Source organism: Streptomyces sp. Alt3 (assembly GCF_030719215.1).
In the GTDB taxonomy this organism is placed as follows: domain Bacteria; phylum Actinomycetota; class Actinomycetes; order Streptomycetales; family Streptomycetaceae; genus Streptomyces; species Streptomyces glycanivorans.
The window spans coordinates 6,566,028-6,591,596 of sequence record NZ_CP120983.1 but is presented as its reverse complement, the minus strand read 5'-3'; the positions used below and the strand labels follow the sequence as shown (position 1 = coordinate 6,591,596).

Annotated in this window: 26 protein-coding genes and 1 pseudogene; 7 read left to right on the top strand and 20 right to left on the bottom strand. The window is 71.7% G+C overall.

The genetic code is table 11. From position 1 onward, the window contains the following. Positions 1-330 precede the first annotated feature (330 nt). Positions 331-1,269, top strand: coding sequence for an ABC transporter substrate-binding protein (locus tag P8A20_RS29140; RefSeq protein WP_147962121.1), 939 nt, complete (start codon positions 331-333; stop codon positions 1,267-1,269). 30 nt (positions 1,270-1,299) lie between these two features. On the opposite strand, the gene P8A20_RS29135 is transcribed toward P8A20_RS29140, so the two are convergent. Beyond that, the gene (locus tag P8A20_RS29135; RefSeq protein WP_187282323.1) at positions 1,300-2,496 is read right to left on the bottom strand and encodes a DUF5685 family protein; all 1,197 of its coding nucleotides are present in this window, start codon (positions 2,494-2,496) and stop codon (positions 1,300-1,302) included. Between the two features lie 310 nt (positions 2,497-2,806). On the opposite strand from P8A20_RS29135, the gene P8A20_RS29130 reads away from it, so the two are divergent. Next, positions 2,807-3,247 carry a cell division protein SepF gene (locus tag P8A20_RS29130; RefSeq protein WP_147962119.1) on the top strand — a complete coding sequence of 147 codons (441 nt, stop codon included), beginning with the start codon at positions 2,807-2,809 and terminating at the stop codon, positions 3,245-3,247. A gap of 21 nt (positions 3,248-3,268) precedes the next feature. On the opposite strand, the gene P8A20_RS29125 is transcribed toward P8A20_RS29130, so the two are convergent. After that, positions 3,269-4,498, bottom strand: coding sequence for an acyl-CoA dehydrogenase family protein (locus P8A20_RS29125; protein WP_147962118.1), 1,230 nt, complete (start codon positions 4,496-4,498; stop codon positions 3,269-3,271). A gap of 89 nt (positions 4,499-4,587) precedes the next feature. Further along, a complete protein-coding gene (locus P8A20_RS29120; RefSeq protein ID WP_147962117.1) occupies positions 4,588-6,306 on the bottom strand; it encodes an MFS transporter in 1,719 nt (572 codons plus the stop codon). Positions 6,307-6,785: 479 nt separating this feature from the next. On the opposite strand from P8A20_RS29120, the gene P8A20_RS29115 reads away from it, so the two are divergent. Further along, positions 6,786-7,781, top strand: a complete 996-nt coding sequence (locus P8A20_RS29115; RefSeq protein ID WP_147962116.1) for a phosphatase PAP2 family protein — start codon at positions 6,786-6,788, stop codon at positions 7,779-7,781. Positions 7,782-7,880: 99 nt separating this feature from the next. On the opposite strand, the gene P8A20_RS29110 is transcribed toward P8A20_RS29115, so the two are convergent. Continuing rightward, positions 7,881-8,096 carry an I78 family peptidase inhibitor gene (locus P8A20_RS29110; RefSeq protein ID WP_147962115.1) on the bottom strand — a complete coding sequence of 72 codons (216 nt, stop codon included), beginning with the start codon at positions 8,094-8,096 and terminating at the stop codon, positions 7,881-7,883. Positions 8,097-8,540: 444 nt separating this feature from the next. Further along, complete coding sequence (locus tag P8A20_RS29105; RefSeq protein ID WP_147962114.1) at positions 8,541-9,821, bottom strand: glycosyltransferase family 4 protein; 1,281 nt, start codon at positions 9,819-9,821, stop codon at positions 8,541-8,543. Positions 9,822-10,120: 299 nt separating this feature from the next. Here P8A20_RS29105 and P8A20_RS29100 point away from each other — a divergent pair, with 299 nt between their 5' ends. Then, positions 10,121-10,903, top strand: coding sequence for a DUF8842 C-terminal domain-containing protein (locus P8A20_RS29100; protein ID WP_147962745.1), 783 nt, complete (start codon positions 10,121-10,123; stop codon positions 10,901-10,903). 137 nt (positions 10,904-11,040) lie between these two features. After that, positions 11,041-11,346, top strand: a complete 306-nt coding sequence (locus tag P8A20_RS29095) for a hypothetical protein (protein ID WP_147962113.1) — start codon at positions 11,041-11,043, stop codon at positions 11,344-11,346. A 68-nt stretch (positions 11,347-11,414) separates the two neighbouring features. Here the strand turns inward: P8A20_RS29095 and der are convergent, their stop codons facing one another. From der to P8A20_RS29060, 7 genes are all read right to left on the bottom strand, one after another. Further along, the gene (der, locus tag P8A20_RS29090) at positions 11,415-12,884 is read right to left on the bottom strand and encodes a ribosome biogenesis GTPase Der (RefSeq protein ID WP_147962112.1); all 1,470 of its coding nucleotides are present in this window, start codon (positions 12,882-12,884) and stop codon (positions 11,415-11,417) included. A 63-nt stretch (positions 12,885-12,947) separates the two neighbouring features. After that, entirely contained in the window at positions 12,948-13,607 is a 660-nt protein-coding gene (locus tag P8A20_RS29085; RefSeq protein WP_147962111.1) for a lysophospholipid acyltransferase family protein, read from the bottom strand. After that, complete coding sequence (gene cmk, locus P8A20_RS29080) at positions 13,604-14,320, bottom strand: (d)CMP kinase (RefSeq protein WP_147962110.1); 717 nt, start codon at positions 14,318-14,320, stop codon at positions 13,604-13,606. Before cmk ends, P8A20_RS29085 begins: the two co-directional genes overlap by 4 nt. A 110-nt stretch (positions 14,321-14,430) precedes the next feature. Further along, a complete protein-coding gene (locus P8A20_RS29075; protein WP_147962109.1) occupies positions 14,431-15,516 on the bottom strand; it encodes a prephenate dehydrogenase in 1,086 nt (361 codons plus the stop codon). Then, positions 15,513-15,875 (bottom strand): chorismate mutase, encoded by a 363-nt coding sequence (gene aroH, locus P8A20_RS29070; protein WP_147962108.1) that lies wholly within the window; start codon positions 15,873-15,875, stop codon positions 15,513-15,515. Before aroH ends, P8A20_RS29075 begins: the two co-directional genes overlap by 4 nt. Before the next feature lie 35 nt (positions 15,876-15,910). Continuing rightward, positions 15,911-16,540, bottom strand: coding sequence for a TetR/AcrR family transcriptional regulator (locus P8A20_RS29065; RefSeq protein WP_147962107.1), 630 nt, complete (start codon positions 16,538-16,540; stop codon positions 15,911-15,913). A gap of 4 nt (positions 16,541-16,544) precedes the next feature. Next, entirely contained in the window at positions 16,545-16,907 is a 363-nt protein-coding gene (locus P8A20_RS29060) for a DUF1304 domain-containing protein (protein ID WP_147962106.1), read from the bottom strand. 138 nt (positions 16,908-17,045) lie between these two features. Here P8A20_RS29060 and P8A20_RS29055 point away from each other — a divergent pair, with 138 nt between their 5' ends. Together P8A20_RS29055 and P8A20_RS29050 are read left to right on the top strand one after the other, a co-directional pair. Continuing rightward, positions 17,046-17,450, top strand: a complete 405-nt coding sequence (locus P8A20_RS29055) for a Rieske (2Fe-2S) protein (RefSeq protein ID WP_147962105.1) — start codon at positions 17,046-17,048, stop codon at positions 17,448-17,450. A gap of 19 nt (positions 17,451-17,469) precedes the next feature. Next, positions 17,470-18,198, top strand: a complete 729-nt coding sequence (locus P8A20_RS29050) for a nucleotidyltransferase domain-containing protein (RefSeq protein ID WP_147962104.1) — start codon at positions 17,470-17,472, stop codon at positions 18,196-18,198. Here P8A20_RS29050 and P8A20_RS29045 read toward each other — a convergent pair. From P8A20_RS29045 to P8A20_RS29010, 8 genes and pseudogenes are all read right to left on the bottom strand, one after another. After that, positions 18,165-18,953, bottom strand: coding sequence for a nucleotidyltransferase domain-containing protein (locus P8A20_RS29045; protein WP_306104514.1), 789 nt, complete (start codon positions 18,951-18,953; stop codon positions 18,165-18,167). The genes P8A20_RS29050 and P8A20_RS29045 overlap by 34 nt on opposite strands. A 3-nt stretch (positions 18,954-18,956) precedes the next feature. Further along, positions 18,957-19,978, bottom strand: a pseudogene (locus P8A20_RS29040) (ADP-ribosylglycohydrolase family protein). After that, the gene (locus P8A20_RS29035) at positions 19,975-20,718 is read right to left on the bottom strand and encodes an NUDIX hydrolase (protein ID WP_147962101.1); all 744 of its coding nucleotides are present in this window, start codon (positions 20,716-20,718) and stop codon (positions 19,975-19,977) included. The pseudogene P8A20_RS29040 and the gene P8A20_RS29035 overlap by 4 nt, the downstream one beginning before the upstream one ends. After that, positions 20,715-21,794, bottom strand: a complete 1,080-nt coding sequence (locus P8A20_RS29030; protein ID WP_147962100.1) for an AAA family ATPase — start codon at positions 21,792-21,794, stop codon at positions 20,715-20,717. Before P8A20_RS29030 ends, P8A20_RS29035 begins: the two co-directional genes overlap by 4 nt. Beyond that, the gene (gene pnuC, locus P8A20_RS29025; RefSeq protein ID WP_147962099.1) at positions 21,791-22,444 is read right to left on the bottom strand and encodes a nicotinamide riboside transporter PnuC; all 654 of its coding nucleotides are present in this window, start codon (positions 22,442-22,444) and stop codon (positions 21,791-21,793) included. Before pnuC ends, P8A20_RS29030 begins: the two co-directional genes overlap by 4 nt. Positions 22,445-22,572: 128 nt before the next feature. Continuing rightward, positions 22,573-23,772, bottom strand: a complete 1,200-nt coding sequence (locus P8A20_RS29020) for a pseudouridine synthase (RefSeq protein ID WP_147962098.1) — start codon at positions 23,770-23,772, stop codon at positions 22,573-22,575. Continuing rightward, a complete protein-coding gene (scpB, locus tag P8A20_RS29015; protein ID WP_147962097.1) occupies positions 23,772-24,422 on the bottom strand; it encodes an SMC-Scp complex subunit ScpB in 651 nt (216 codons plus the stop codon). Before scpB ends, P8A20_RS29020 begins: the two co-directional genes overlap by 1 nt. After that, positions 24,419-25,540, bottom strand: a complete 1,122-nt coding sequence (locus tag P8A20_RS29010; RefSeq protein ID WP_306104513.1) for a segregation and condensation protein A — start codon at positions 25,538-25,540, stop codon at positions 24,419-24,421. The genes scpB and P8A20_RS29010 overlap by 4 nt, the downstream gene beginning before the upstream one ends. Positions 25,541-25,569: the final 29 nt, after the last annotated feature.

Genomic DNA, 25,569 nt, shown 5'->3' with positions numbered 1-25,569 from the left:
GTCAAGCTTGTCCACAGTGTGAGCCGTACGTCTCAGCTCGGTTGACGCGCAACCGGATGCCTGTTCCACTTGGGCCATGTATCCGCAGCTGTGGCTGGTCACCCGCTCCCACATCGACTTCGGTCGTGTGTGGTCCTGTTCCTGTTGAGCTGACCCCCCTGCGTCACCGTTCCTCCCGCTCGCGCCCCAGGCGCTCGAGCGGACTCCCCCGCGTTCCTTCGCGCACACAACCTCGCTCCGCCCTCCCCTCGTACAGCTGATCTCCCGCTCCCGACGCTCCGTGCCGCCCAGGCACCGGAGCGCGGTCGACGAACCCGGAGAAACTCCGCCATGCCCCGAACCCGGCAGACCGCTGCCTTCGCGCTGATCACTGTGGCCGCCCTCTCGCTCACCGCCTGCGGGTCGGGTGACCCCGCCGCCGCGCCGGCCGGAGCGGGGGCCGCCGTCAAGGGGAGGACCCCGACGACCGATGTGGTCTCGTCGGTGGAACGGGACGAGGACGCGTCGAGGCTGCTGCCCGAGAAGGTGCGCGCCTCGGGAACCCTGTCCCTCGCGTCCAGCGTCGGCGCCCCGCCCGGGGCGTTCTACGAGGAGGACGGCAGGACGCTCGCGGGCGCCGACATCGACTTCGCCGACGCCGTGGCCAGGAAGCTCGGGCTGAAGCTGAAGCGGGAGGTCGCCTCCTTCGAGGCGATCCTGCCCGCCCTCGGCAGCGGCAAGTACGACGTGGGCACCGGCAACTTCGGGGTGACGGAGGAGCGACGCGGGACGATCGACTTCGTCACGTACATCAACGACGGGCAGGGGTTCGCCGTCCGCGACGACAGCGACCTGAAGAAGGTCACCGACCTCACCCAGCTCTGCGGGCTGACCGTCGGCACCGGTGCCGGAACCACCTTCGAGGCGACCCTGGAGGAGAACAGGCACCGGTGCGCCGACGAGGGCAGGAAGCCGTACGAGGTCAAGACGTACGCCGATCAGGCCGCGGTCTGGATCTCGCTCCAGCAAGGCCGCAGCGACGTGCTGATGTCCACGATCAACGGACTGCGGTACGCCGTGACCCAGCAGGAGGGTCTGCGCTTCCTCAACGAGTTCAAGCGGCTCGACGTCGGCTTCGCGTTCAGGAAGGGCACCCCGCTGGCCCCGGCCTTCCAGGCGGCGGTCAACGCCCTCAAGGCCGACGGCACCTACGACCGCATCCTGAAGAAGTGGGGCACCTCCGAGTCGGCCATCCGGACCTCGCAGATCTCGCCGCCCGAGATCAAGTGAGACCGCCGGGTGCGGCGGACCGACGAGACGTCAGCAGTCGCACCCGCAGTCGCAGCTCTCGCAGCAGCTGCAGCAGTTTCCGCAGCAGCTGCAGCCCTCCCCGCAGCCCTCGCACCAGTCGCAGCAGTCGCCCTTGTGGCAGAGCCCCTCGCGCTCCTGGCCGCTCCACGGGTCGTGGAAGGTACCGGCGCAGCACATCTGGCAGGTGCAGGCGAGCCCGGCCCAGACCAGGCAGCCGGTGATGAGACCACGGCGGTTGCGGGGCGGCTCGGGCGGCAGGGGCGGTCCCGGAGGCCCGGACGGTGCGTACGGATTGCCGGGGGGCGGACCGAAGGCTCCCGAGGGCGCCTCGCCCGGCTGGTGCGAGCACGCGGTGGAGCCGAAGGCCCGGTCCACGGAGCGCCGCAGTTCGTGCACCAGGAGCACGTGCGCCAGGGCGGCGTCGGTGAACTCCGCGTCACGCATCGCGAGACGCACGCCGTGCAGCGCGTCGTCGCACAGCCGGCGGGCCTCGGCGAGGGGCGTTCCGGTGGCGGTGAGCGGGTTCCAGGCACCCGACGCCGCGTCAGCTTCCCTGTCCTCCACGGCGTCCAGCAGATGGGCCAGCCGCCCGAAGAGCCGTCCGGCCTCGGCGAGCGGCGCCGCGTTCTGCGGCTTGCCCGCGAGCACGGCGGTGTGCGCGAAGGCCGCGGCCGTCGCCGTCTCGGTGGGTTCGGTGACCGTCAGCAGCGGGGTGCCAGGCCCGGCGAGCGACTCGATCCCGGTCTGCCGGTCGACGGCGTCGACGAGGACCGCCGTGTCGAAGCCGAGCTCCGCCCCGGTGCGCGCGCCGGCCCTGTCCCAGCCCGCCGCGACCCGGCGGGCGGCGGCGGCCACCGGTCGCCGCTTCAACAGCCCGTCCCGGTCGGCCACATGGTCGCGCACCTTCGCGGACGCCAGCACGAGCGACACGGCGGCGGCCAGTCTGGCCCCCTCCCCGCGGGCGACCGGCGCCGTCCGCATCGAGCGCAGCGGGCAGGGCCCCGCCGTACGCCGCTGCTCCGCGGACCGTTCCGCCTGAGCCTCCGTCAGGACCGAGACGATGAGGCCGTCGTAGTTCGTGACGACGCGTGCGAACTGGCCGTGGTCAGCCCGGAGGGCTAGGCACAGCCCGCAGAGATGAGCCATCCACTCCGTCTTGAGCCCTTCGGAGAGCCGATGGGTGCATGGCCTCACGATTCCGAACACAGTGATCCCCCGTTAGCCGTTCATCGGACGAGCGGTGCTCGCGCACCTGCGCGGCGTGCATCGTATCGAGCGGTCCGTTCACCCGTACGCCCCCCATATCACCCGTACGGACCGGCTGGATCATATTTTCGTTCCGCAAGGCCCCTGATGCGGTAGGTACCCTGACGAATCGCCACATGTTCTGCACCAGTAGCGTCACGAATCGCCTGTGCGGCGACTATCCCCTTGGCGCTCGATCCGCATCATGGACGACCATAGGGATAGGAAAGAGATGCGGAACACCAACGAACCGCGGTGAGAGGAGGCGTCCATGGGATCGGTGCGCAAGGCGAGTGCCTGGCTGGGCCTCGTGGAGGACAACGACGAGCGGTACTACGACGACGAGTACTCCGAGGATGCTGAGACCGGCACGAATCAGCCATGGGTGACCGACCCCCGGGTCCGGGTCGCCTCCGAGAAGGCCGTGGATACGGGCCGCCGGATCGCCACGGTCACCCCGGACAGTTTCCGCGACGCCCGTGCCATCGGTGAGCTCTTCCGGGACGGCGTTCCGGTGATCGTCAACCTCACCGCCATGGATCCGGGTGACGCCAAGCGCGTCGTGGACTTCGCCGCGGGTCTGATCTTCGGACTGCACGGTTCGATCGAACGCGTGGCGACCCGGGTCTTCCTGCTGTCCCCGGCCCACACCGAGGTGGTCAACGGCGAAGCCGGCGGCCGGTCGGCCGACGGCTTCTTCAACCAGAGCTGAGCGAGGTGCTCGCCGGACGCCCTACCGGAAGGCGTCCAGGCCGGTGAGCGCCTTGCCCAGCACCAGCTGGTGCATCTCCACGGTTCCCTCGTAGGTGAGCACCGACTCCAGGTTCGTCGCGTGACGCATCACCGGGTACTCCAGCGAGACTCCGTTGGCGCCGAGGATCGTCCGCGAGGTGCGACAGATCTCGATCGCCTCCCGCACGTTGTTGAGCTTTCCGAAGCTGACCTGCTCCGGGCGGATCCTTCCGGCGTCCATGCGGCGGCCCAGATGGTGGGCGAGCAGGATGCCCTTGTGGAGCTCCAGGGCCATGTCCGCGAGCTTGGCCTGGGTGAGCTGGAATCCGCCGATCGGCCGGCCGAACTGCTCGCGGGACTTCGCGTAGTCCAGCGCGGCCTCGAAGCTGGCGCGCGCCGCGCCCATGGCTCCCCAGACGATGCCGTAGCGGGCGTGGCTGAGACAGCTGAGCGGCCCGCGCAGCCCGGTGGCCCCGGGCAGGACGGCGTCGGCGGGCAGCCGTACGCCGTCCAGGACCAGCTCGCTCGTGACGGAGGCGCGCAGCGACCACTTGTGCCTGATCTCGGGTGCGGAGAAACCGGGGGTGTCCGTGGGCACGACGAATCCGCGGATTCCCGAGCCGCCGCCCTCCTCGCCGGTCTGTGCCCACACGACCGCGACCCCGGCCACCGACCCGTTGGTGATCCACATCTTGCGGCCGGTGAGGACCCAGTCCGTGCCGTCCCGCTCGGCGTGGGTCCGCATCCCCGCGGGGTCGGAGCCGTGATCCGGTTCGGTGAGACCGAAGCAGCCGATGATCTCGCCGGCCGCCATGCCGGGCAGCCAGCGCTCCTTCTGCTCCTCGGAGCCGAAGCGGTGGATCGCGTACATGGCCAGGGAGCCCTGGACGGAGACCAGGGAGCGGATGCCGGAGTCGGCGGCCTCCAGCTCCAGACAGGCCAGGCCGTACTGGACGGCGCTCGCTCCCGCGCAGCCGTATCCCTTCAGGGACATGCCCAGCGCGCCGAGCGACCCCAGCTCGCGGGCCAGCTCGTGGATGCCGGGGAGTTCGCCGTTCTCGTACCACTCGGCGATGTGCGGCAGGACCCGGTCCGCGGCCCAGGTGCGCACGGTGTCCCGGATCGCCAGGTCCTCGGGGTCGAGGAGATCGTCGATGCCGAGGGGGTCGCCCGGATCGAACGGCGGGGCCTTCGAGGGCTCCGACGGCTTCACGGACTCGGTGGTGGGCATGAGTGCCTCCGGCGGCTCGCTCGGTACAGAAACACGCCACGGTACTAAAACTAGCAGTGGTAGTTACGGCGCCGTGCCGACGTTACGGCTCAGTGTGCCGCCCGTCCAGAGCCCGTGGCCTCGGCGGGTTCGCGCCGGGAGGGGAGGGCGACCCGCCGCGTCCCCGGCCCCGGGCCGTCCGCCGCCTGGACCGGAAGCGCCTCGTGACGGGCGGTGGCCTGCTCCGGCACCGCGGCCGTCCGGTCCTCGCAGGCGCCCTTCACCTCGGTGCAGTCCATGACCCGCGGCAGCCGCAGTGCTGCCAGAGCCCCGAGCAGCAGCAGCCCGGCGCTGACCAGCAGCGTGATGTGCAGACCGTCGACGAAGGCGTGCCGGGCGGTGTGCCGCAGCAGGTCGCCCAGCGGACCGCCGAGCCGGCCGGCCACCTGGTACGCCTCCCCCAGCGAGTGCGAGGCGGCCGATCCCGCCGCGGCGGGGACGCCCTCCTCGTGGACACGGGAGAGCCCCGGAGCGTAGGCCGCGTTCATGACACTGCCGAGCAGCGCGATCCCCATGCCCGCACCCAGCTGGTACGAGGTCTCGCCGATCGCGGCCGCCCCTCCCGCCCGCTCCGCGGGGACCTCGCTCAGCATGGATTCGTACGCACCGAAGAGCGTGGACTGGAGCCCGAAGCCCAGCAGCACGAACCCGGCGGTGAGCAGCACGGGCCGGTCGTGCTGGCCCATCAGGGTCAGCAGGAGCACCGAGGCCGCCGTCAGGACGAAGCCCCAGCCGACCATCCGGCGGGGACCGACCCGGCTCAGGGTGTACGAACCCGTGGCGCCGGCCGCCATCGCGGCGAAGGTCAGCGGAAGGAGCCGCAGGCCGGTCTCCAGCGGGCTCAGGTCCAGCACCAGCTGGAGGTACTGGACCGCGATCAGCTCCAGGCCGACCAGGGCCAGCATGGCGAGCACGATGCAGCCCACCGCGGTGGTGAAGGCGGGCCGGGAGAACATGGCGATGTCGATCAACGGGTGCGTCCGCCGCTTCTGCCTGCGCACGAAGAGGACGAGGAGCGCGGCTCCGACGAGCAGGGGGACGAGCGTGGCGGGGTCCGTCAGCCCCTCCCGCCCGCCGATCCGTTTGATCCCGAGCACGACCCCGAGCACACCGGCGGCGGCCGTCAACGCGCCGAGCACGTCCCAGGGGCCGTCACTCTCCCCTCGGGACTCCGGCAGCAGCCAGCGCCCGACCGGGAGTATCACCGCCATGAGCGGGATGTTGACGAGGAAGACCGAGCCCCACCAGTAGTGCTCGACGAGGAAGCCGCCGATGACCGGACCGGTGGCGGCGCCCACCGCTGCGACCGCGGTCCATATGCCGATGGCCATGGCCCGCTCGCGACGGTCGGGGAAGACCTGGCGCAGTATCGACAGCGTGGCCGGCATGATCATCGCGCCGCCCACTCCGAGCAGGGCGCGGGCCGCGATGAGCACACCGGGTGAGTCCGCCGTCGCGGCGAGCGCGGACGCGATCCCGAAGAGGGCGTAGCCGAGGAGGAGGACGCGCCGTCTGCCGATCCGGTCACCCAGTGTGCCGAAGAGGATCAGCAGCGAGGCGCAGACCAGCGGATAGGCGTCCACGATCCACAGCAGACCGACGGCGCTGGGCCGCAGGTCCTCGGTGACGGCGGGGACGGCGACGTGCAGCACGGTCGCGTCGAGCGCGACGAGCAACAGACTGAGGCAGAGGACGACCAGGACGGCCCAGCGGTTGGCACCGTCGGCTGCCGCGCGCAGCCTGCTCGCGGCCGTGGACGTCCCGCTCATGTACGTACCTCCCACAGTGTGTCCCTCGCGCTCGGCAGACCTGCTGGGGATCCGGCTCGTGGCATCCCCCGGCCCGGCATCGACGGGCGAGTGAGCCGTCAGCGTACGCGAGTTCCAGGTGGTCACGCGTGGTGCAGCTCATACGTTCACCGGGCACCGGGTGTGGCGTACACCACTTCACCCCCGCACGCGGGGTGACGCCCGGACCGCCACGCCGGTGTCGCGGGGGAGGCGGCGCGCACCCGGCCGACGGCACCCGCGAATGCCCCCGCGGCCGCGCCGCAGGGCCGCGCCGAACCATTTCATCGACCCTCAAACATTTCTGCGAATAGCGGCCGGAACGAATAGCCGACGACCCGAAGACATTCCTCGGAGTGCGGGGAATGGATACCTGTCTGAGACAAAGTCCACATCACATCGTCATCACAAAGACGCGGGATCGGCAGGATCACACACTCACTCGCTGTAACGTCCATTGCGTGCGTACCGACATCTTTGCCCGTCTGGACCGGGAGCCGGAACCGCCGAAGATAGAGACCCCGCGGATGAGCCGTCACCGCATCGCTCTCTTCGGCGGGACTTTGGCGTTCTATCTCGCCATCGTCCTCGCCGTGCTCGTCTCGTCCTGGCTGGTGGCCCTCGACTGGAAGGTCATGCTGTTCCGGCCGTACCAGCAGTGGCCGGAACTCCACGCCTTCCTCGACTACTACGTCGTGCTCGGCCAGCGTGGCCCGACGGCCGTGATGGTCGCCTCCTGGCTCGGCTGGCGCTCCTGGCGTCAGCACACGCTGCGCCCGCTGCTCACGCTCGGCACGTCCCTGCTGCTGCTCAACCTGTCGGTGGGGGCGGTCAAGCTCGGCCTGGGGCGGCTCGGACCGCACTACGCCACCCAGATCGGTTCGGCGGAGCTCTTCGCCGGTGGCGATATATTTCCTTCGGGACACACCGCCAACGCCGTGGTGACCTGGGGAATCCTCGCCTACCTGGCGACCACCCCGCGTGCCAGGCGCTATCTGTCGGCTCTCTCCGCCTTCGTCTCCCTGGGTGTGGGGCTCACCACCGTCTACATCGGCACCCACTGGCTGAGCGACGTCCTGCTGGGCTGGGCGGCCGGCCTGCTGATCCTGCTGGCCCTGCCGTGGTTCGAGCCGCTGATCACGCGTACCGAGGCCTGGATCCTCGCGGTGCGGGAGCAGTGGCGGGCCCGTCGCAGGCTCCGGGAGTCCGTTCCGCCGGCCCCCGTGACTCCGGAACCGGTCCTGCTGCCCCGGAAACCCGGCAGCGGCGCGAACCCCGGGACGGCGGGTCATGCGGGCACTGCGGCCCGCGCGCGGGCGCACCAGGCGCACCCCGTGCGCGCGGAGAGGACGCCGCCGGCGTCGGCCGGCACGCGCCGTCCGCCGCACGCGGAGCGTCCTCCGCGGAGCAGCGCGGGCCCGGCCCGCCCGGTGGCGGGCGGGCCGGTCGCCCCCTGACCGCCGCGCCCAGGCCTGCCAGGACATCGGGGGCATCTGCTCCCGCGCACAGTGAAGGCCCCGACTCCGGTCGGGGCCTTCACTCGTCGGGGGCCGGGTTCAGCCGACCCAGCAGCGGGTCACGGTCGAGGCGTCCACCTCGAAGTTGATGCGCCCGCCGCGGAACTCCATGGTGATGACGGTGCCCGGCGGGAGAGCGCGAACGGTGCTCCAGCCACGGGCTCTGGCCTGCCGTTCGGCGGCGTCGGCATCAAGGCCGACGTACGAATCGGTGGTGTCTTCCGGTTGGGCGGGAGGGGTCGGTACAGGTGCCATACGTCTCACCGTAGGCCGCCTCGCGCCTCTGCGGAAGCGACGGTGGTCAGGGGCCCCACGCATCCCGATGTACCCGGGCGGTCACGCTTGTGTCACAGGACGTCCACGCTCGTTCACCCCCGACCGCTTCACCCGAACGGGCAGTCGGACCGCCACGTGACCCAATTGACCGGAACCCCCAAAAGCCACGGAGGGTCACCGGGCCGGAATTACGGGAGACCGGGGACGGCACGGTCCTTTATCTTCGGGCACCCGGGAAAGTCGAATTACACGGGCAGGTCATCCGGAATTCACTCCCCCTTATGCGAGCCTTACCGTCGCATGCCCGGCACCCGCCGATCCCCGGGCGGAAGAGCACCCGGCCCGTCGCGTCATCCGGCGTCATCCGGAATGCAACGGTCCGGGCTTCGGCGCCCGGAACCGTGGTTCCGGGCGCCGAAGGGCTCAGGCCCGGCCTCTGCGGATCACCCCGGCCGCCTTGTGACGCAGCGCGTACGCCCCGTCCAGCGCCGCGCTCCGGGAGCGGTGGACCGCGCCGTGCAGCACGCCCTGCGACCGCCGCCCCCCGCCCCGGGCGGCCAGCTCCGTGAAGAGCCTCTCGTGCCGCTCGGCGATCGGTGCCGGGTCGAACCGTGCGGCGGAGGCCCGCGCCGCACGTCCCATCCGGTGCCGCAGCGCGTCGTCGTCGATCAGTCCGAGCAGCGCCTTGGCGAAGGCACCGGTGTCTCCCAGCGGCACCAGACGGCCGTCCGTGCCGTCGTCGATGATCTCGGCAGGGCCGTGGGGACAGTCGGTGGCCACGACCGGCACTCCGCAGCGCATCGCCTCCACGATGGTCATGCCGAACGACTCACGCTCGGAGGTGACGGCCGCGATGGAGTTCCTGGGCCACTCCGCCTCCATCGGGTCCGCCGCCCCCATCAGGAACACGCGGTCCCGGAGTCCGAGCTCGTCGACGAGCCCGCGCAGGGGCTGCTGCTCGTTGCCCGACGCGTCACCGGCCCCGTAGATGCGCAGCCGCCACTCCGGGCGCACCGCAGCGACCTCGGCGAAGGCCCGGATCAGTACGTCGTAGCGCTTGACCCGGTGCAGCCGGCCCGCCGCCACGATCCACCTGGCGTCGCAGTCGGCCGGCGGACCGGCCGGCTCGGGCACACTGTTCGGGATCGCCTCGATCCGCACGCCGGGGAGACGCAGCCGGGTGCGGTAGTCCCGGGCGTCGGCCTCGGTGACGGTCGTGACCGCGTCGAGCAGGCCGTACCGGTGGCTTATCTCCCGGCGGAGCCGGTAGCCGTGGCTCTCCAGGGTGAGGTGCTCCTGGCCGACGCGCACCGGGCCGCGCCGCGCCTGCCGGCTGATGTGGACGTTCAGGCCGGGGCGCGTTCCGATGACGACATCGGCCTCCAACGCGGCCAGACGGGCCGCGATACGGCTGTCGGTGAGCCTGCTGTACTGCCTGTGCCGGGTGTCGCCCCGAGGGAACACCGACGCGGGCCGGGCGTGTTCGGCGGCCTCCCCCTCGTATGCCGGACTCTCCTTGCGCAGATCGACGAGGTGGCTCATCCGCACCCCGGCGGGTGCGCCGAGCTTCGGGTCGTCGCGGTGCCGGAAGACGGAGACGATCTCGACGTCGTGCTGCTCCGCCAGGGTCCTGGCGAGAGTGAAGGTGGTACGGATCGTTCCCCCGATGCCGTACGCGTTGTGGAGCAGAAATGAAATGTGCATTGCGTAGTCGTTTCCCCTGATCAACTGGTCTGCGACGGACCTTACGCGGGGTCAGATGACGACACAGCATTCGTACAGGAATCGCACAGACCCGTGACGTTTCGAACAAACACCGGCACAAAAGGGGCCATTGCACGGAATGGCAAACTCCGGATCGCCGCAGCCGCCTCCCGGTGCGCCGGCCCGCCGGTTCCGGTGTTCAATCTCCCGATTTCGCGCGTGACTCCGGCCCCCGGTCTTCCGTTGTCTTCATGAGCCGGGAACCGCCCGGCTCACGCACCGAGTTCGAGGAGCCACCCGTGCCGCGCATGCTCGACGTCAGCGAGGACGTACGCGCCGAGATCGGCGATGCCGAAGCCGACCGGCTGCTCGTCGGCGACAGTGCCCCAGGCAGTTACGACTGCACCTCGTGCCGCACCCCCGGCGACTCCGACCAGGAACGCACCAGCACGGTGCTGTTCGTGGGCGACGAGACCGCCGTGCTCGCCTTCGCCCACGCGACCTGCATCCCCTCTCAGGTCGTCCAGGTCGCGGAGGACCAGCTCCAGGGTGCGGTGCGGTCCATCACCGGCAGCGAGCCACAGAATCCGGAGGGCCTCATGCCCGAACAGGCCGTCCTCGGCATCACCAGCGGTCTCGTCCTGATCGAGGACGACCTCCGCCCCGCCCTGGTCGTCGAACCGACCGGGCCGATCGCCAGGCCCGGCACGGACGGCAGCGGCGGCGACCAGTTCCTCCAGCTCCTGCTGGAGCAGGGCTTCCTGCCGACGCCTCATCTGAACCGGCTGCCGGGTGTCCTCCCCGGCTGGTCGGTCCTCCTCGCCATGGGTCAGCTGCACGCGGTCCTGCAGCCGGGCGCCGGCGGCGGAAGCCCCGTCGCCTGGTGGCAGGCGCACCAGCCGCTCCAGGTCACCGAGGGCTGGAGGACGGCCGCCAACAAGTCGCAGAGCGTGCTGGTCTTCGCCGCGCCGGCCGGTTCCATCGGCCAGCAGCCGCGCGAGGACCTGCTCCGTGACGCGCTCGACAAGGCCGCGGTCAACGGGCTGCTGGTCGCCGCGACGATGCCGCTCGCCGGGACCTGAGCATGTCCGTGCCGCCCTCCCCTGCCCGCCGGACAGCGATTTCTCGGTCCGGCCCGCATCCGACGGGCGGTGAGGTCGTTGGCACCTACGTGCACTCATACGACCCTTCTCGCCAGCAGCAGACCCCGATTCCGGCCATGCGCCCGTCGCAGGACCCCTCGGGCGGTAAGTCCCCCACCCCGATCTACGACGCTCTGTACTCCGAGTACAGGCGATCGTTCCGGGCGCTTCCCGGGGACCGCACCGGTGAGGAGAACCTCGGCTTCAGAACGTTCGGCATCGGGATGTTCGGCAGCCGTGCACCGCTGAGCGGCCGGACGGCGGCGAACGCCCAGGGGAGCCACAGCTCCGGCGGTGCCAACCCCGGGTCCTGGCAGCGCGTGGGACGGCACGCGGGGCGCGCACGGCCCGCGGCTCTGCCGCCCGGGGCCGCCGACGCCTGAGGTGACACGGCGAAGCCCCGGACCGTCCGCTCCACGCGGACGGTCCGGGGCTTCGCCGTGTCGCCGGCCTACTTCTTGCGGCCGCGCTTCTCGCGCACACGCACCGAGATGTGCAGCGGGGTGCCCTCGAAGCCGAATTCCTCACGCAGCCGGCGCTCGACGAAGCGACGGTAGCCGTGCTCCAGGAAGCCGGACGCGAAGAGGACGAACCGCGGCGGCTTGGTGCCCGCCTGGGTGCCGAACAGGATGCGGGGCTGCTTGCCGCCGCGTACCGGGTGCGGGTGGGAGGCGACGATCTCGCCGAGGAACGCGTTCAGCCGGCCGGTGGGGACACGGGTCTCCCAGCCCTCGATCGCGGTCTCGATCGCCGGGACCAGCTTCTCCATGTGCCGGCCGGTGACGGCCGAGACGTTGACGCGCGGCGCCCAGGAGATCTGGGCGAGCTCCGTGTCGATCTCGCGCTCGAGGTAGTAGCGGCGCTCCTCGTCGAGCGTGTCCCACTTGTTGAATGCGATCACGACGGCACGGCCCGCTTCGACGGCCATGGTGACGATCCGCTGGTCCTGGACGCTGATGGACTCGCTGGAGTCGATCAGGATGACGGCGACCTCGGCCTTCTCGACGGCGGCCGCGGTGCGCAGCGAGGCGTAGTAGTCCGCGCCCTCCTGGAGGTGGACCTTGCGGCGGATGCCGGCCGTGTCGATGAACTTCCAGGTGATGCCGCCGAGGTTGATCAGCTCGTCGACCGGGTCGCGAGTCGTGCCGGCCAGGGCGTTGACGACGACGCGGTCCTCACCGGCGACCTTGTTCAGCAGGGAGGACTTGCCGACGTTCGGGCGGCCGATGAGCGCGATGCGGCGGGGACCGCCCAGCGCGGTGCCGAAGCTCTGGGCCGGAGCCTCGGGCAGGGCCTCCAGGACGGCGTCCAGCATGTCGCCGGTGCCGCGGCCGTGCAGGGAGGAGACCGGGTGCGGCTCGCCGAGGCCGAGCGACCAGAGGGCGGTGGCGTCGGCCTCGCCGCTCTGTCCGTCGACCTTGTTGGCGCACAGGACCACGGGCTTCTTGGCCTTGCGCAGCAGCCTGACGACGGCCTCGTCGGTGTCGGTCGCGCCGACCGTCGCGTCGACGACGAAGACGACCGCGTCGGCCGTCGAGATCGCGTACTCGGCCTGGGCGGCGACGGAGGCGTCGAGGCCCAGCACGTCCTGCTCCCAGCCGCCGGTGTCGACGACCTTGAAGCGGCGGCCGGCCCACTCGGCCTCGTAGCTGACGCGGTCGCGGGTGACGCCGGGCTTGTCCTGGACGACGGCCTCGCGGCGGCCGATGATCCGGTTCACCAGGGTCGACTTGCCGACGTTCGGGCGGCCGACGACGGCGAGCACGGGAAGCGGTCCGTGACCGGCCTCACCGATCGCGCCCTCGACCTCCTCGGCGTCGAACCCCTCCTGCGCGGCGAGCTCCATGAACTCCGCGTACTCGGCATCGCCAAGTGCTCCGTGCTCGTGGTCCGAGCCGCCGGAGTGAATCTGGTCGTTCATGAAGTCCGTTCCTCTTTGCATCATCATCGATGGGCCACGATCGCGCGGCCCACTACTCAAGTGTCACAGGCGTCCGGTGAGACGCCTGGCGTTCCCCAGGTGAGCGGTCAGCTCACCCTGGATGCGCAGCGTCGCCTCGTCCAGCGCTTTCCTGGTCCGCCGCCCGCTGCCGTCACCGGCCTGGAAGGCGTCTCCGAAGACGACGTCGACCCGGCTACGCAGCGGAGGCAGTGCCGATATCAACCGTCCACGGCGCTCGGTGCTTCCCAGGACCGCGACGGGGACGATCGGCGCCCCGCCGCGCACCGCGAAGTACGCCAGCCCCGCGCGCAGGGAGGCGAAGTCGCCCTCGCCCCTGGTGCCCTCGGGGAAGATGCCGAGGACCCCGCCGTCGTCCAGCACGCCGAGTGCCTGCGTGATGGCGTTGCGGTCGACGGTCGTACGGTCCACCTTCAGCTGCCCGATTCCGCGCAGGAACGGGTCGAGGGGGCCGACGAACGCCTCCTTCTTGATCAGGAAGTGGACGGGCCGGGGCGCGGTGCCCATCAGCATCGGTCCGTCGAGGTTGTGCGCGTGGTTCACCGCGAGTATGACGGGTCCCGTGGTGGGGACGCGCCACGCACCGAGCACACGGGGCTTGAACAGCCCGTACATGAGCCCGATGCCGATACCGCGTCCGACGGCCGCTCCGCGCAGCGTCGGCGCGGCGGTGGCTCCCGTCACTTCGCGGCCTGCTTCTCCCCGACGAGGGTGACGACGCACTCGATGACCTGCGCGAGGGTCAGGTCGGTGGTGTCCACCTCGACGGCGTCCCCGGCCTTGGCCAGCGGCGAGGTCTTGCGACCGGAGTCGGCGGCGTCCCGCTTGATCAGCGCCTCCCTGGTCGCGGCGAGGTCGGATCCCTTGACCTCGCCGCTGCGGCGGGCCGCGCGCGCCTCCGGGGAGGCGGTCAGGAAGATCTTGATGTCGGCGTCGGGCAGCACGGTCGTGCCGATGTCCCGGCCCTCGACGACGATGCCCCGCTCCGCCTCCGTGGCAATGGTGCGCTGGAGCTCCGTGATCAGGGCACGCACCTCGGGCACGGCGCTGACGGCGCTGACCTTGGAGGTGACCTCCTGGGTGCGGATCGGACCGGAGGCGTCCTCGCCGTCGACGGTGATCGTCGGGGCGGACGGGTCCGTGCCGGAGACGATGACCGGCTTGGCGGCGGCCGTGGCGATCTCCGCCGCGTTCGCCACGTCGATGCCGTTGTTCAGCATCCACCACGTGATGGCCCGATACTGCGCGCCGGTGTCCAGGTAGCTCAGGCCGAGCTGCGCGGCGACGGCCTTGGAGGTGCTCGACTTGCCGGTGCCGGAGGGGCCGTCGATGGCGACGATCACTGCGGCCGGGGCGGTCCGGGCGGCGGCGCTTACGGTTTCCACGGTGGTGGACACCTTCCTGGTACACGGGGACGGGCGGAGCGGGCCACGGGACGGCCTCCCCCAAGGTTACCGAGTGCGCGAAGCGGCTTTGTACCCCTGCCTCCGGGCCGTCCCCGGGCCCGTCACGGGCGGATCGACCAGCCGCGTTCGGCGAGGGACGCGCTCAGCCCGGCGGCGGCGCTGGGCTCGACCATCAGCTGGACGAGTCCGGCCTGCTGACCGGTGGCGTGCTCGATGCGTACGTCCTCGATGTTGACGCCCGCCCGCCCCGCGTCGGCGAAGATCGCCGCGAGCTCGCCGGGCCGGTCGCTGATGAGCACGGCGACGATCTCGTACGCCGCCGGGGCGGCGCCGTGCTTGCCGGGGACCCGGACCCGGCCCGCGTTGCCGCGCCGCAGGACGTCCTCGATGCCCTCCGTGCCGGTACGGCGCTTGTCCTCGTCGGCGGACTGCAGGCCGCGCAGCGCCCGGACCGTCTCGTCCAGGTCTGCGGCGACGCCGGCGAGCACGTCGGCGACCGGTCCGGGGTTGGCGGAGAGGATCTCCACCCACATCCGGGGGTCGGAGGCCGCGATGCGGGTGACGTCCCTGATCCCCTGGCCGCACAGGCGTACGGCGGTCTCGTCGGCCTCCTCCAGCCGGGCGGCGACCATCGAGGAGATCAGCTGCGGGGTGTGGGAGACCAGGGCGACGGCCCGGTCGTGGGCGTCGGCGTCCATGACGACCGGGACGGCCCGGCAGAGCGCGACCAGTTCCAGGGCGAGGTTGAGGACCTCGGTGTCGGTCTCCCGGGTCGGCGTGAGGACCCAGGGGCGGCCCTCGAAGAGGTCGGCGGTGGCCGCGAGCGGGCCCGAGCGTTCCTTGCCGGCCATGGGGTGCGTGCCGATGTACGGCGTGAGGTCGACGCCGAGCGACTCCAGCTCACGGCGCGGCCCGCCCTTGACGCTCGCGACGTCGAGGTAGGCCCGGGCGACCCCGTCGCGCATGGCCGTGGCGAGCACCGACGCGGTGTGGGCGGGCGGCACGGCGACGACCGCCAGGTCGACGGTCCCCTCGGGTGCCTCCGCCGTGCCGGCGCCCAGCGCGGCGGCGGTGTGCGCGGAGGACGGATCGCGGTCGACGAGGTGCACCTGGACCCCGCGCCCGGCGAGGGCGAGGGCCGCGGAGGTGCCGACCAGGCCGGTTCCGATCACGAGGGCTGTTCTCACTGGGCGATGTCCTTGCGGAGGGCGCCGGTGGCGCCGAGGTAGACGTGGCTGATCTCCGCCTTGGAGAGGTACGTCTCGACGTGGGCCATTATCCGGACCACCCGGGGCATGGCTCCCGTGATGTCGAGCTCCTGGGCACAGATCAGCGGTACGTCGACGATGCCCAGGCCCCGGGCGGCGGCCGCCGGGAAATCACTGTGCAGGTCGGGGGTTGCGGTGAACCAGACACTGATCAGGTCGTCGGCGACGAGCTGGTTGCGCTCCAGGACCGCGGTGAGGAGCTCGCTCACCCGCTCGTCCATGTGTCCTGCTTCGTCCCGTTCGAGCTGGACGGCTCCACGGACTGCTCGTACCGCCACGTCGTTCCCCTTGTCGCCTCGTGCTGCGTGCCCTTTCAGCCTAGAGGTGCGGCGGCGCCGCCGGTCACCGCGCTCTGTCCGTGAGACGCGGAGGCTGTGTGCACGGCGAGGAGCATGCGCCAGACCTGCCCGGCGAGCTGCTCCGGCGAGGCGTCGGTCCGGCCGTGCACCCAGTCGGTGAGCACGCCGGTGAACAGTCCGGCCACGGCGCTCGCGGTCAGGTCGTGGCCGCTTCCGGCGGGCCGCCGGCGGTGGAGCTCGTCGAGGCTCCGGCCGCGCAGTTCCCGGTGGAGCAGCTCGCCGAGCGGCCCGCCACCGGGCCCCAGCAGGCTCCGGTACACGACGGCCCCGGCACGGACCTCACGGAGCAGGGTGACGAGTTCCTCCGGCGGGGCCTCGGGGCCGGGCGGCGTACGGTCCCAGGCGTGCAGGGCCTCGACCGCCTCGCGTACGACCTCCGCGCAGGCGTCCAGGGCGAGGGCGTGCAGATCGTCGTAGTGCAGGTAGAAGGTGGCCCGTCCCACGCCCGCCCGGCGCACCACCTCGGCGACGGCGACCCGGTCCGGCGGCTGCTCCTCGCACGCCTCCAGCAGTGCGGCCCTCAGCCGGGCGCGGGTGCGCGCGGTCCTCGGGTCACGACTGCCGTCGGTCACCGCGGGCGTCATGGGCTCAGCCCGCCGCGAGCACGAGGGCCAGGGCGAGCGCGGCGGGCGCCGCCTGGACGTACAGGATCTTGCGGCTGACGGTGACCGCCCCGTACACACCCGCGACCACCAGACAGCTCAGGAAGAAGATCTGGGCCTGGTGACCGACGGGGTCGCCGGCGATCAGGCCCCAGATCAGCCCGGCCGCCATGAAGCCGTTGTAGAGCCCCTGGTTGGCCGCGAGCGTGGCGCTCCGCGCGGCGAACTCCTCGGTGGTGCCGAACGCCGCGCGGCCACGCGGGGTGTCCCACAGGAACATCTCGAGGACCAGGAAGTAGACGTGGATCAGCGCGACGAGCGCGACCGACGCGTGGGCTGCGGTCTGCATGGCATGGCCTCCTGCTGCGATATTTTCTGGACGACTGTACAGGAAATATGTCGGCCGCCACCCGCCCCGGTTCCTTCGCCCCTGCCCGCGGGGGCGCGACGATGCCCTTCGGCGACCATCGACCACCTGAGGAGAGTCATGCACGCACGGCGGAGGACGGTCCTGGCCGCGGGGACCGCCGCACTGGTGACGGGCTGCGGCTCGTCCGGGGACGGCGGCGGTGGCGGCGACGAGAGCTCCGCTCCTCCGGCCGGGGACGGGGAGCTGGCCAGGACGTCCGACATCCCGGTCGGCGGCGGCGCGATCTTCAAGGACCGCAAGATCGTGGTGACGCAGCCGGAGGCCGGTGAGTTCAAGGCGTTCTCGGCGGTGTGCACCCATGCCGGCTGCATCGTCTCCACGGTGGCGGACGGCACCATCGACTGCGCGTGCCACGGCAGCCGGTTCGCCGTCGAGGACGGCGCGGTGGAGCGGGGCCCGGCGACGAAGCCGCTGCCCGCCGAGCGGATCACCGTCGCGGGCGGCGGCATCCGGCTCGGGTAGGGCGCGTACGCTGCCGCGCATGATCACTCCTGACGGCGCGCGGCTCGTGCGGGAGCACACCGTCTACTCGTGCGTGATGGGCTCCCGCGCCTTCGGTCTGGCCACGGACGGCAGCGACACGGACCGGCGCGGGGTGTTCCTCGCGCCCACCCCTCTGTTCTGGGGGTTCGGCAAACCGCCGTCCCATGTGGAGGGACCGGCCGACGAGCAGTTCTCCTGGGAGCTGGAGCGCTTCTGCGAGCTGGCGCTGCGGGCGAACCCCAATGTGCTGGAGTGCCTGCACTCGCCGCTCGTGGAACGGATCGACGCCACGGGCCGGGAACTGGTCGCCCTGCGCTCGGCCTTCCTGTCCCGCAGGGCCCACGAGACGTTCGTGCGCTACGCCCTGGGGCAGCGGCGGAAACTGGAGGCCGATGTCCGTGTGCACGGCGCTCCGCGCTGGAAGCACGCCATGCACCTGCTGCGGCTGCTCTCGTCCTGCCGGGACCTGCTGAGGACGGGCGAGCTGCGGATCGACGTCGGGGAGGCGCGCGAGGACCTGCTGGCGGTGAAGCGGGGCGAGGTGCCGTGGAACGAGGTGGAACGCCGGATGACGCGCCTGGCCGAGGAGAACGACGAGGCCGCCGCCCGCTCCCCGCTGCCGCCGGAGCCGGACCGGGAGCGCGTGGAGGACTTCCTGGTCCGGGCCCGGCGGGCGTCGGCGGCGGGCGCCCTTCAGGGAGTGGCGGGCACCCCCAGCCGCGCGTGAACCACCAGATCGTGCAGGGCGTCGAAGCCCGAGGGCGCCTCGTCGAGCCGTGACGCGGTCTGCGCCTCGTCCAGCACCGTGTGGAGCGCCCGGACGTCACGGGCGACGGCCTCGCCGTCCGCGAGGTGCGCCGCCCCGTGCTCCGCCTCCGCCTTCGCCTCGATCAGCGCGGGCAGGTAGGCCGGCGCGGCCACCTCGTCCAGCAGGGTCGGCAGATGCGCGACCAGCGCGCCGGTGCGCATCAGACGGATGCCGGTGAGTAGCGCGCGGAACGTGTAGAGGAGGGGCTTCAGCTCGCCGGTCCTCTCGAACAGCCGCCACTGCGTACCCGCGAAGCCCCGGTAGTGGTGGGCATGGTTGCGGGTCACCACCGACGGTGCCAGTGCGGCGAGTTCGGCGTGCAGCGGCGTGGTGTGTACCACCAGCGGGGACAGCAGCTGCTCCAGCACGTAGCCGTTGGGTTTCAGCATGAGGCGGACGAACTTGCGGAGGTCGTGGGTGACGAGGTCCATCTCGGTCCCCTCGTGGTCCCACATCCGTGACCGTGTCTCCTCCGGCGTCCGGAGACCGACGAGATCCTCCGCGGGCAGGACGTGGACCCCCCGCAGGTCCACGTCCGAGTCCCGCGAGGGGAAGCCGTACAGGTGGGCGCCCGAGACCGTGGCGAACAGGAGCGGGCAGGGCTCCTCGGCGAGCACCGGGGTCAGGTCGGTGACCGGCAGCCCGGCCCGTCGCAGGAGCGTGTCGTTGTACATGGCTCAAGCGTCCCAGAGCGCGGCGAGAGAGAGCAGGTCGCTGCGGTACTCGATGCGTTCCGACCACTCCTTGGGCCAGGCGCCGGCTCCAGGTGGGCTCCCGCCAGCGCCCCGGTGAGGCAGGCGAGGGAGTCGGAGTCGCCCCGGGTGCAGGCGGCCCGGCGCAGGGCGGTGACGGGCTCCTCGGGGAAGAGGAGGAAGCAGTGCAGGGCGGTGGCGAGGGCGTCCTCGGCGATCCAGCCGTCGCCGGTCGCCTCGCAGGGGTCGGTCTCGGGCGACGGGGCGCGCAGGGCGTCCTGGACCCGGGCGAGGGCGGTGAGGCACTCGTCCCAGCCGCGCCGGATGTAGGCCTCGGGCGAGGGGTCGCCCGCGTACCGCCAGAGGTCGCCGAGCCAGCGCTCCGGGTAACGGCTGCCGTTCTCGTAGGCGTAGCTCCGCAACTGACCGACCAGTCCCATCGGTTCCGCCCCCTGGGCCAGCAGGAACACGGCGCGGGCCATCAGGTCGGAGGCGGCCAGTGCGGTGGGGTGGCCGTGGGTCAGCGCGGCCTGGAGCTGGGCGGCGCCGGCCCGCTGTTCCTCGCTGAGGCCCGGCACGAGGCCGACGGGTGCGACCCGCATGTTCGCTCCGCAGCCCTTGGAGCCGGTCTGGCTGGCTTCCTGCCAGGGACGGTCGCTGTCGAGCAGACGGCAGGCGGTCATGCAGGTGCGGCCGGGCGCGCGGTTGTTGTCCGGTGAGTGGAACCAGTCGACGAACTCCTCACGGACGGGGCGCACCAGCCGCAGCGGGGTGAGCAGGCCCCGGTCCATGGCGGTGCGTATGCCACGCCCCAGGGCGAGGGTCATCTGGGTGTCGTCGCTGACGAACGCGGGCTTCGGCAGCTGCATGCCGCGCCAGGGCCCGCACTTCGCGAGGATCGCGGGGACGTTGTTGAACTCGGTGGGGAAGCCCAGCGCGTCACCGAGCGCGAGCCCGGTCAGCGCGCCGGTGGCGGCCTGTTTGGTGAGAATCCGTGTCGGGATCATGATGTCCGTCCTTCGGGGCGTCCTTCCGGGCGCAGCAGTGGTGGATGAAGGGCGGTGGCTGCACCCGCCCGGTAGAGCGCGGCGGGTTTTCCCCGTCCGCCGGTGCGGCGCGGCGGTCCGTCCACGGCCTGCACGAAGCCGGGCGTGGTGAGGACCTTGCGCCGGAAGTTGGGCCGGTCCAGCTCCACGCCCCAGACGGTCTCGTAGACCTGCTGGAGCTCGCCGAGGGTGAACTCGGCGGGGCAGAACGCGGTGGCCAGGCAGGAGTATTCGAGCCTGGCGCCGATCCGGTCGTGCGCGTCGGCCAGGATGCGGTCGTGGTCGAAGGCGAGCGGCCCGGTGCCGTCCGCCTCCCACCACCGCGCGTGGGCCGCGTCCCCGCCGCCCCGGGGTTCGGGGAGGTCAGGCACGAGCGCGGCGTACGCGACGGAGACGACCCGCATCCTGGGGTCGCGGTCCGGGTCGGTGTAGGTGCGGAGCTGTTCCAGGTGGAAGCCGCACACGGACTTCTGGGTGAGGCCGGTCTCCTCGGCGAGCTCGCGGCGGGCGGCGTCCTCGGCGGACTCCCGGGGGAGGACGAAGCCGCCGGGCAGGGCCCAGTGCCCCTTGTAGGGCGCCTGCCCCCGCTCCACGAGCAGCACGTGGAGCCGTGCGTCGCGGACCGTGAACACGGCGAGGTCGACGGTGACGGCGAAGGGGAAGAAGGCGTGGGGGTCGTACCCCTCGGGGGCGGTGCTCATCGTTTCTCCGGCAGGGGTGCGGTGAAGTGCCACCCGGTGGCGAGGAGTTCGTCCACGGCGGCGACCGCCGCGTCGAGGCGCTCGCTGTGCGAGCCGGTGATCTCCACGAACCGGCGTCCCGTGCGGGTGAGTTCGGCGCGGAAGCGGTCCGTCATCCAGGGCCGCAGTTCCTCGCCGTCGCGCAGCCCGTCGTCCTCGAAGGCGACGCCCTCGTGGTCGGTGAGCAGCCACAGGTGGTGGGTGAGCCGGTCGGCGGTCTTCTCGACGAGCGGGTTGCGGCCGCCGATGTAGCGCTCGTGCCAGACGGTGGTGGCGAAGGAGTCGGTGTCGCACAGGAGCAGTGGGGAGCCGGTCCGGGCGGCGGCCTCCTCCCTGGCGTTCTGGGTCTCGGCGACGATGGGGAAGTCGTCGGTGGTGAAGGAGACGTCCTCCCACTGCGCACCGGGCCACCGGCTGCGCAGGTCCGCCAGCTTCCGCTCGCTGAACTCCCTTCCGTACTCGTCGACGCACAGGGTCCGCGCCCAGACGCCGCCGCGCCGGCGGTAGTGCTCGGTCAGCGCCCTGGCCAGGGTCGTGGTGCCGGTCGACTCGGCGCCCAGGACGACCACGCGGCGGGCGAGAGCGGCCCGCACGGGGGGCTCCAGGTAGTCCCAGCACCCGGCGGGGTCGGCGCGGACGGCGGTGCCGGAGACGGGGAAGAGGGTGCGGCCGGGGTCGACGAGGACGGACTCCGCGCCGAAGCGGCGGGCCAGCTCCCCGCCGTACGACTCCGAGGTGAAGACGGCGTCGACCCGCTCGGGGACGGCCGTGGTGAACACCTCCATGTGGGCGTCCCAGATCGCGGCGTCGTGGAGGTCCATGGGGATGTCGTCGACCGCACCCACCACCCGGACGTCGGGGTGGGCCTCCCTCATCCAGGCGACCCGGTCGGCGAGCGGGACGGACTCGACGGAGGCGGCGCAGACCAGGACCGTGAGTGCCTCGCAGCGGTCCCGTGCGGTGCGGACGAGGTGGTGGTGGCCGGCGTGCGGCGGATAGAACTTGCCGAGTACCAGGCCGTGTCCGTGGCGCTTCATGCCGGCACCGCCACTTCCTCGCGACGGTGCGACGCGAGGTCCCTGCTCCAGCTGCGCAGTCCGAGGAGGCACAGCGCGAGGAAGCCGAGGTACAGCAGGGACGTCAGGTAGAGCTCCTTGTAGGCGTACAGCGGGATGTGGACCAGGTCTGCGGCGATCCACAGCCACCAGGACTCGACGCGCTTGCGGCACTGCCCGTACGTCGCCATGAGCGACAGCGAGGTGGTCAGGGCGTCCCAGAACGGCACGGTCGAGTCCGTGGCCCGGGACAGCAGCAGGGTCAGGCCGAGGGTCCCCGCCGCCCCCGCCGCGAGCAGCCAGGTCCATTCGGTGCGGGTCGTGCTCCGCACCGGCAGGACCGCGGTACCTGGTCCACCCCCGTGGGTCCAGGTCCACCAGCCGTACGCGGCGAGGGCGATGAAGACGATCTGCAGGCCGGCGTCGGCGTACAGACCGGACTGGGTGAACAGCAGGATGAAGAAGAGGTTGTTGGCGATGCCGATGGGCCAGTTGGCGAGGTGCTGGCGGGCCACGAGCCGGACGCACAGCGCACCGCTGCCGAATCCCAGCACCTCGGTCCAGCTGACCGGGGTGTCCAGGACCGTCACCAGGGGCTGTTGCAGGGGGTCGAGTATGTCCGCGAGCGTCACGCCACTCTCCTTCTTAATGGTCACTCTGACTATAAAGAAGAATCGGCGCGCGCAAAAGGCCCGCGGCCGGTTCCCGTTCGAAAAACAGAACGAGGAACCGGCCGCGGGCCGTTCGGGACCGGAGGAGGCTAGAGGCCGACCTCGCGCATCAGCATGCCCACCTCGGTGTTGGTCAGGCGGCGCAGCCAGCCCGACTTCTGGTCGCCCAGCGGGATCGGCCCGAAGGAGGTCCGCACGAGGCGCTCGACGGGGAAGCCCGCCTCGGCCAGCATCCGGCGGACGATGTGCTTGCGGCCCTCGTGGAGGGTGACCTCGACCAGGTAGTTCTTGCCGGTGTTCTCGACGACCCGGAAGTGGTCGGCGCGGGCGTACCCGTCCTCCAGCTGGATGCCGTCCTTGAGCCGCTTGCCGAGGTCGCGCGGGAGCGGACCCTGGATGGCGGCCAGGTAGGTCTTCTTCACGCCGTACTTGGGGTGCGTCAGACGGTGGGCCAGCTCGCCGTGGTTGGTGAGCAGGATGATGCCCTCGGTCTCCGTGTCGAGACGGCCGACGTGGAACAGCCGCGTCTCGCGGTTGTTCACGTAGTCACCGAGGTTCTGGCGGCCGTCCGGGTCACCCATGGTGGAGACGACACCGGCGGGCTTGTTCAGCGCGAAGAACAGGTGCGACTGCGTCGCGACGGTCAGGCCGTCGACCTTGATCTCGTCCTTGTGCGGGTCGACCCGCATGCCCTGCTCCAGGACGATCTCGCCGTTCACCTCGACTCTGGCCTGCTCGATCAGCTCCTCGCACGCACGGCGCGAGCCCATGCCGGCCCGGGCGAGGATCTTCTGCAGACGCTCGCCCTCCTGCTCGGCGCCCGGGTGCGTCTTCGGCGTCCTGATCTCGGGCTTGTCCGCGTAACGGTCGCGGTTGCGCTGCTCGATCTTGGCGTCGAGCTCGCGGGGCCGGGCGGGCGCGCCCTGGCGACGGCCGCCCTTGCTCACGTTCTGCGCGGGCCTGGGGCCGCCCTTGGCCCCGCCGCGGGCCGCGGCTCCGCGGCCCTTGCGGGGGCCGCCGTCGCCGCCCGGCTTGTCGGAGCCCACGTCGTAGCGGCGCTCCTCGGGGCGGGGCCGGCGGGGGCGCTGCTCCTGCTTGTCGTCACGCTCGGAGCCGGAGACCCGGGGGTTCGGGTTGCTGTTCCTGCCGGTGCCGGTGTTGTTCCTGGCGCCGCTCCAGCCGCCGCCGCTCTTGCCGCCGCTCCGGCCGCCACCGCTGTTGCCGCCACTCCTGCCGCCGCCGCTGTTGCCGCCGCTGCCGCTTCCGCTGTTCCTGCCACTGCTTCGCATCAAAAATCCGTCTTGTCGTCTGCGTGAGTATCCGGGGTGTCCGGTGCGTCCGGATCGAACGACGGCACACCCTCTAGCGTCTCAGCCTCGATCGCGTCCGCCTCCGGGAGGAAGGGCGCGAGCTCCGGGAGCTCGTCCAGGCCTCGCAGGCCCATGCGCTCCAGAAAGTAGTTCGTCGTCCTGTACAGGATCGCACCTGTTTCGGGTTCCGCGCCCGCCTCCTCGACGAGACCCCTCTGGAGCAGGGTCCGCATCACGCCGTCGCAGTTCACTCCGCGCACCGCCGAGACCCTCGACCGGCTCACCGGCTGGCGGTACGCGACCACGGCGAGTGTCTCCAGCGCCGCCTGGGTGAGCCGGGCGTGCTGGCCGTCCAGGACGAAGCCCTCGACCGCCTCCGCGTACTCGGGGCGCGTGTAGAAGCGCCAGCCCCCGGCGACGAGCCTGAGGTCGAAGCCACGGCGCTGGACGGTGTACTCGTCGGCCAGCTCCCGCAGGGCGTCCGCGACGGCCCTGCGGGGCCGCTGGAGGACCTTGGCGAGGTGTTCCTCGGTCGCGGGCTCGTCGACGACCATCAGGACCGCCTCCAGGGCGGGCCTGAGGTCGAGCCCGGCGACCGTGCTCTCGCGCCCGTCGTCGTCCGTTCTCATGCCTTTACGTCCTCCTCCGGCTCGCGCACCTCTTGGTCGAACTCGTCCGTGACCACCGGTTCGGCGCCCTCCGCCCCCGCCCAGCGCACCAGGAGGTCGCCGAGCGCCTCCTCCTGGTCGAGCGCGACGGCCTTCTCACGGTAGAGCTCCAGGAGCGCCAGGAAGCGGGCGACGACCGTGAGGGTGTCCCCCGCGTCCTCGGTGAGCTCCCGGAAGCTGATCTCCCCCTCGGTCCTCAGCCGGGCCACCACGATCTCCGCCTGCTCCCGGACGCTGACCAGCGGCGCGTGGATGTGGTCGACGTACACCTGCGGCTCGGGCTTCGGCTGCATCGCCTTCACCGCGAGCCGCGCGAAACCCTCCGGCCCGATGCTGATCACGACCTCGGGGAGCAGCTCGGCGTGCTGGGGTTCGAGCCCGACGGTACGCGGGTGGCGACGGGACTCGGACTCCAGCCGGTCGCTGAAGATGTCCGCGATCCGCTTGTACGCGCGGTACTGCAGGAGCCGCGCGAAGAGCAGGTCCCGCGCCTCCAGGAGGGCGAGGTCCGCCTCGTCCTCCACCTCGGCGGTGGGCAGGAGCCGGGCGGCCTTCAGGTCCAGCAGGGTCGCGGCCACGACGAGGAACTCGGTGGTCTGGTCGAGGTCCCAGTCCGGTCCCATGGCCCTGATGTGGGCCATGAACTCGTCGGTGACCTTCGACAGCGCGACCTCGGTCACATCGAGCTTGTGCCTGGAGATCAGCTGGAGGAGCAGGTCGAAGGGGCCCTCGAAGTTGACGAGCCGCACGGTGAACCGCCGGTCGTCGGCGGCTCCCGCTTCGACGGCCGTCTCCTCGGCCGCTCCGGGAGGGACATCGGAGGCGGCCTCACGGGGGTCCGCCGCCTCCGTGGACCGAGGGACCGCTCCGGGAGGGCCCTCGACGGGCTCAGCGGCGTCCGGCACGGCCGTGGGGGCCATCGGGGCCCGCTCGGCCGCCGGGAGCCCGGACGGGGCCGCAGGGGCCGCGGGAGCAGCGGCGGGAACCACGGGGGCCGCAGGAGCCGCCGCAGGCCGTGTCCCCGGTCCGTGGCCGAGGGCACGGCGGGTCGGGCGGGGCGTGTCGTCGGGAGTCGGCATGTGCGGGGGTCCAAGGATGCGGCGGGAGG

Bases quoted from the DNA above. Each gene is read 5' to 3' on its own strand.
- P8A20_RS29140 (WP_147962121.1), top strand. From the start codon at position 331: ATGCCCCGAACCCGGCAGACCGCTGCCTTCGCGCTGATCACTGTGGCC.
- P8A20_RS29130 (WP_147962119.1), top strand. From the start codon at position 2,807: ATGGGATCGGTGCGCAAGGCGAGTGCCTGGCTGGGCCTCGTGGAGGAC.
- P8A20_RS29125 (WP_147962118.1), bottom strand. From the start codon at position 4,498: ATGCCCACCACCGAGTCCGTGAAGCCGTCGGAGCCCTCGAAGGCCCCG.
- P8A20_RS29120 (WP_147962117.1), bottom strand. From the start codon at position 6,306: ATGAGCGGGACGTCCACGGCCGCGAGCAGGCTGCGCGCGGCAGCCGAC.
- P8A20_RS29110 (WP_147962115.1), bottom strand. From the start codon at position 8,096: ATGGCACCTGTACCGACCCCTCCCGCCCAACCGGAAGACACCACCGAT.
- P8A20_RS29105 (WP_147962114.1), bottom strand. From the start codon at position 9,821: ATGCACATTTCATTTCTGCTCCACAACGCGTACGGCATCGGGGGAACG.
- P8A20_RS29095 (WP_147962113.1), top strand. From the start codon at position 11,041: ATGCGCCCGTCGCAGGACCCCTCGGGCGGTAAGTCCCCCACCCCGATC.
- der (WP_147962112.1), bottom strand. From the start codon at position 12,884: ATGAACGACCAGATTCACTCCGGCGGCTCGGACCACGAGCACGGAGCA.
- P8A20_RS29065 (WP_147962107.1), bottom strand. From the start codon at position 16,540: ATGACGCCCGCGGTGACCGACGGCAGTCGTGACCCGAGGACCGCGCGC.
- P8A20_RS29060 (WP_147962106.1), bottom strand. From the start codon at position 16,907: ATGCAGACCGCAGCCCACGCGTCGGTCGCGCTCGTCGCGCTGATCCAC.
- P8A20_RS29055 (WP_147962105.1), top strand. From the start codon at position 17,046: ATGCACGCACGGCGGAGGACGGTCCTGGCCGCGGGGACCGCCGCACTG.
- P8A20_RS29050 (WP_147962104.1), top strand. From the start codon at position 17,470: ATGATCACTCCTGACGGCGCGCGGCTCGTGCGGGAGCACACCGTCTAC.
- P8A20_RS29045 (WP_306104514.1), bottom strand. From the start codon at position 18,953: ATGTACAACGACACGCTCCTGCGACGGGCCGGGCTGCCGGTCACCGAC.
- P8A20_RS29035 (WP_147962101.1), bottom strand. From the start codon at position 20,718: ATGAGCACCGCCCCCGAGGGGTACGACCCCCACGCCTTCTTCCCCTTC.
- P8A20_RS29030 (WP_147962100.1), bottom strand. From the start codon at position 21,794: ATGAAGCGCCACGGACACGGCCTGGTACTCGGCAAGTTCTATCCGCCG.
- P8A20_RS29020 (WP_147962098.1), bottom strand. From the start codon at position 23,772: ATGCGAAGCAGTGGCAGGAACAGCGGAAGCGGCAGCGGCGGCAACAGC.
- scpB (WP_147962097.1), bottom strand. From the start codon at position 24,422: ATGAGAACGGACGACGACGGGCGCGAGAGCACGGTCGCCGGGCTCGAC.
- P8A20_RS29010 (WP_306104513.1), bottom strand. From the start codon at position 25,540: ATGCCGACTCCCGACGACACGCCCCGCCCGACCCGCCGTGCCCTCGGC.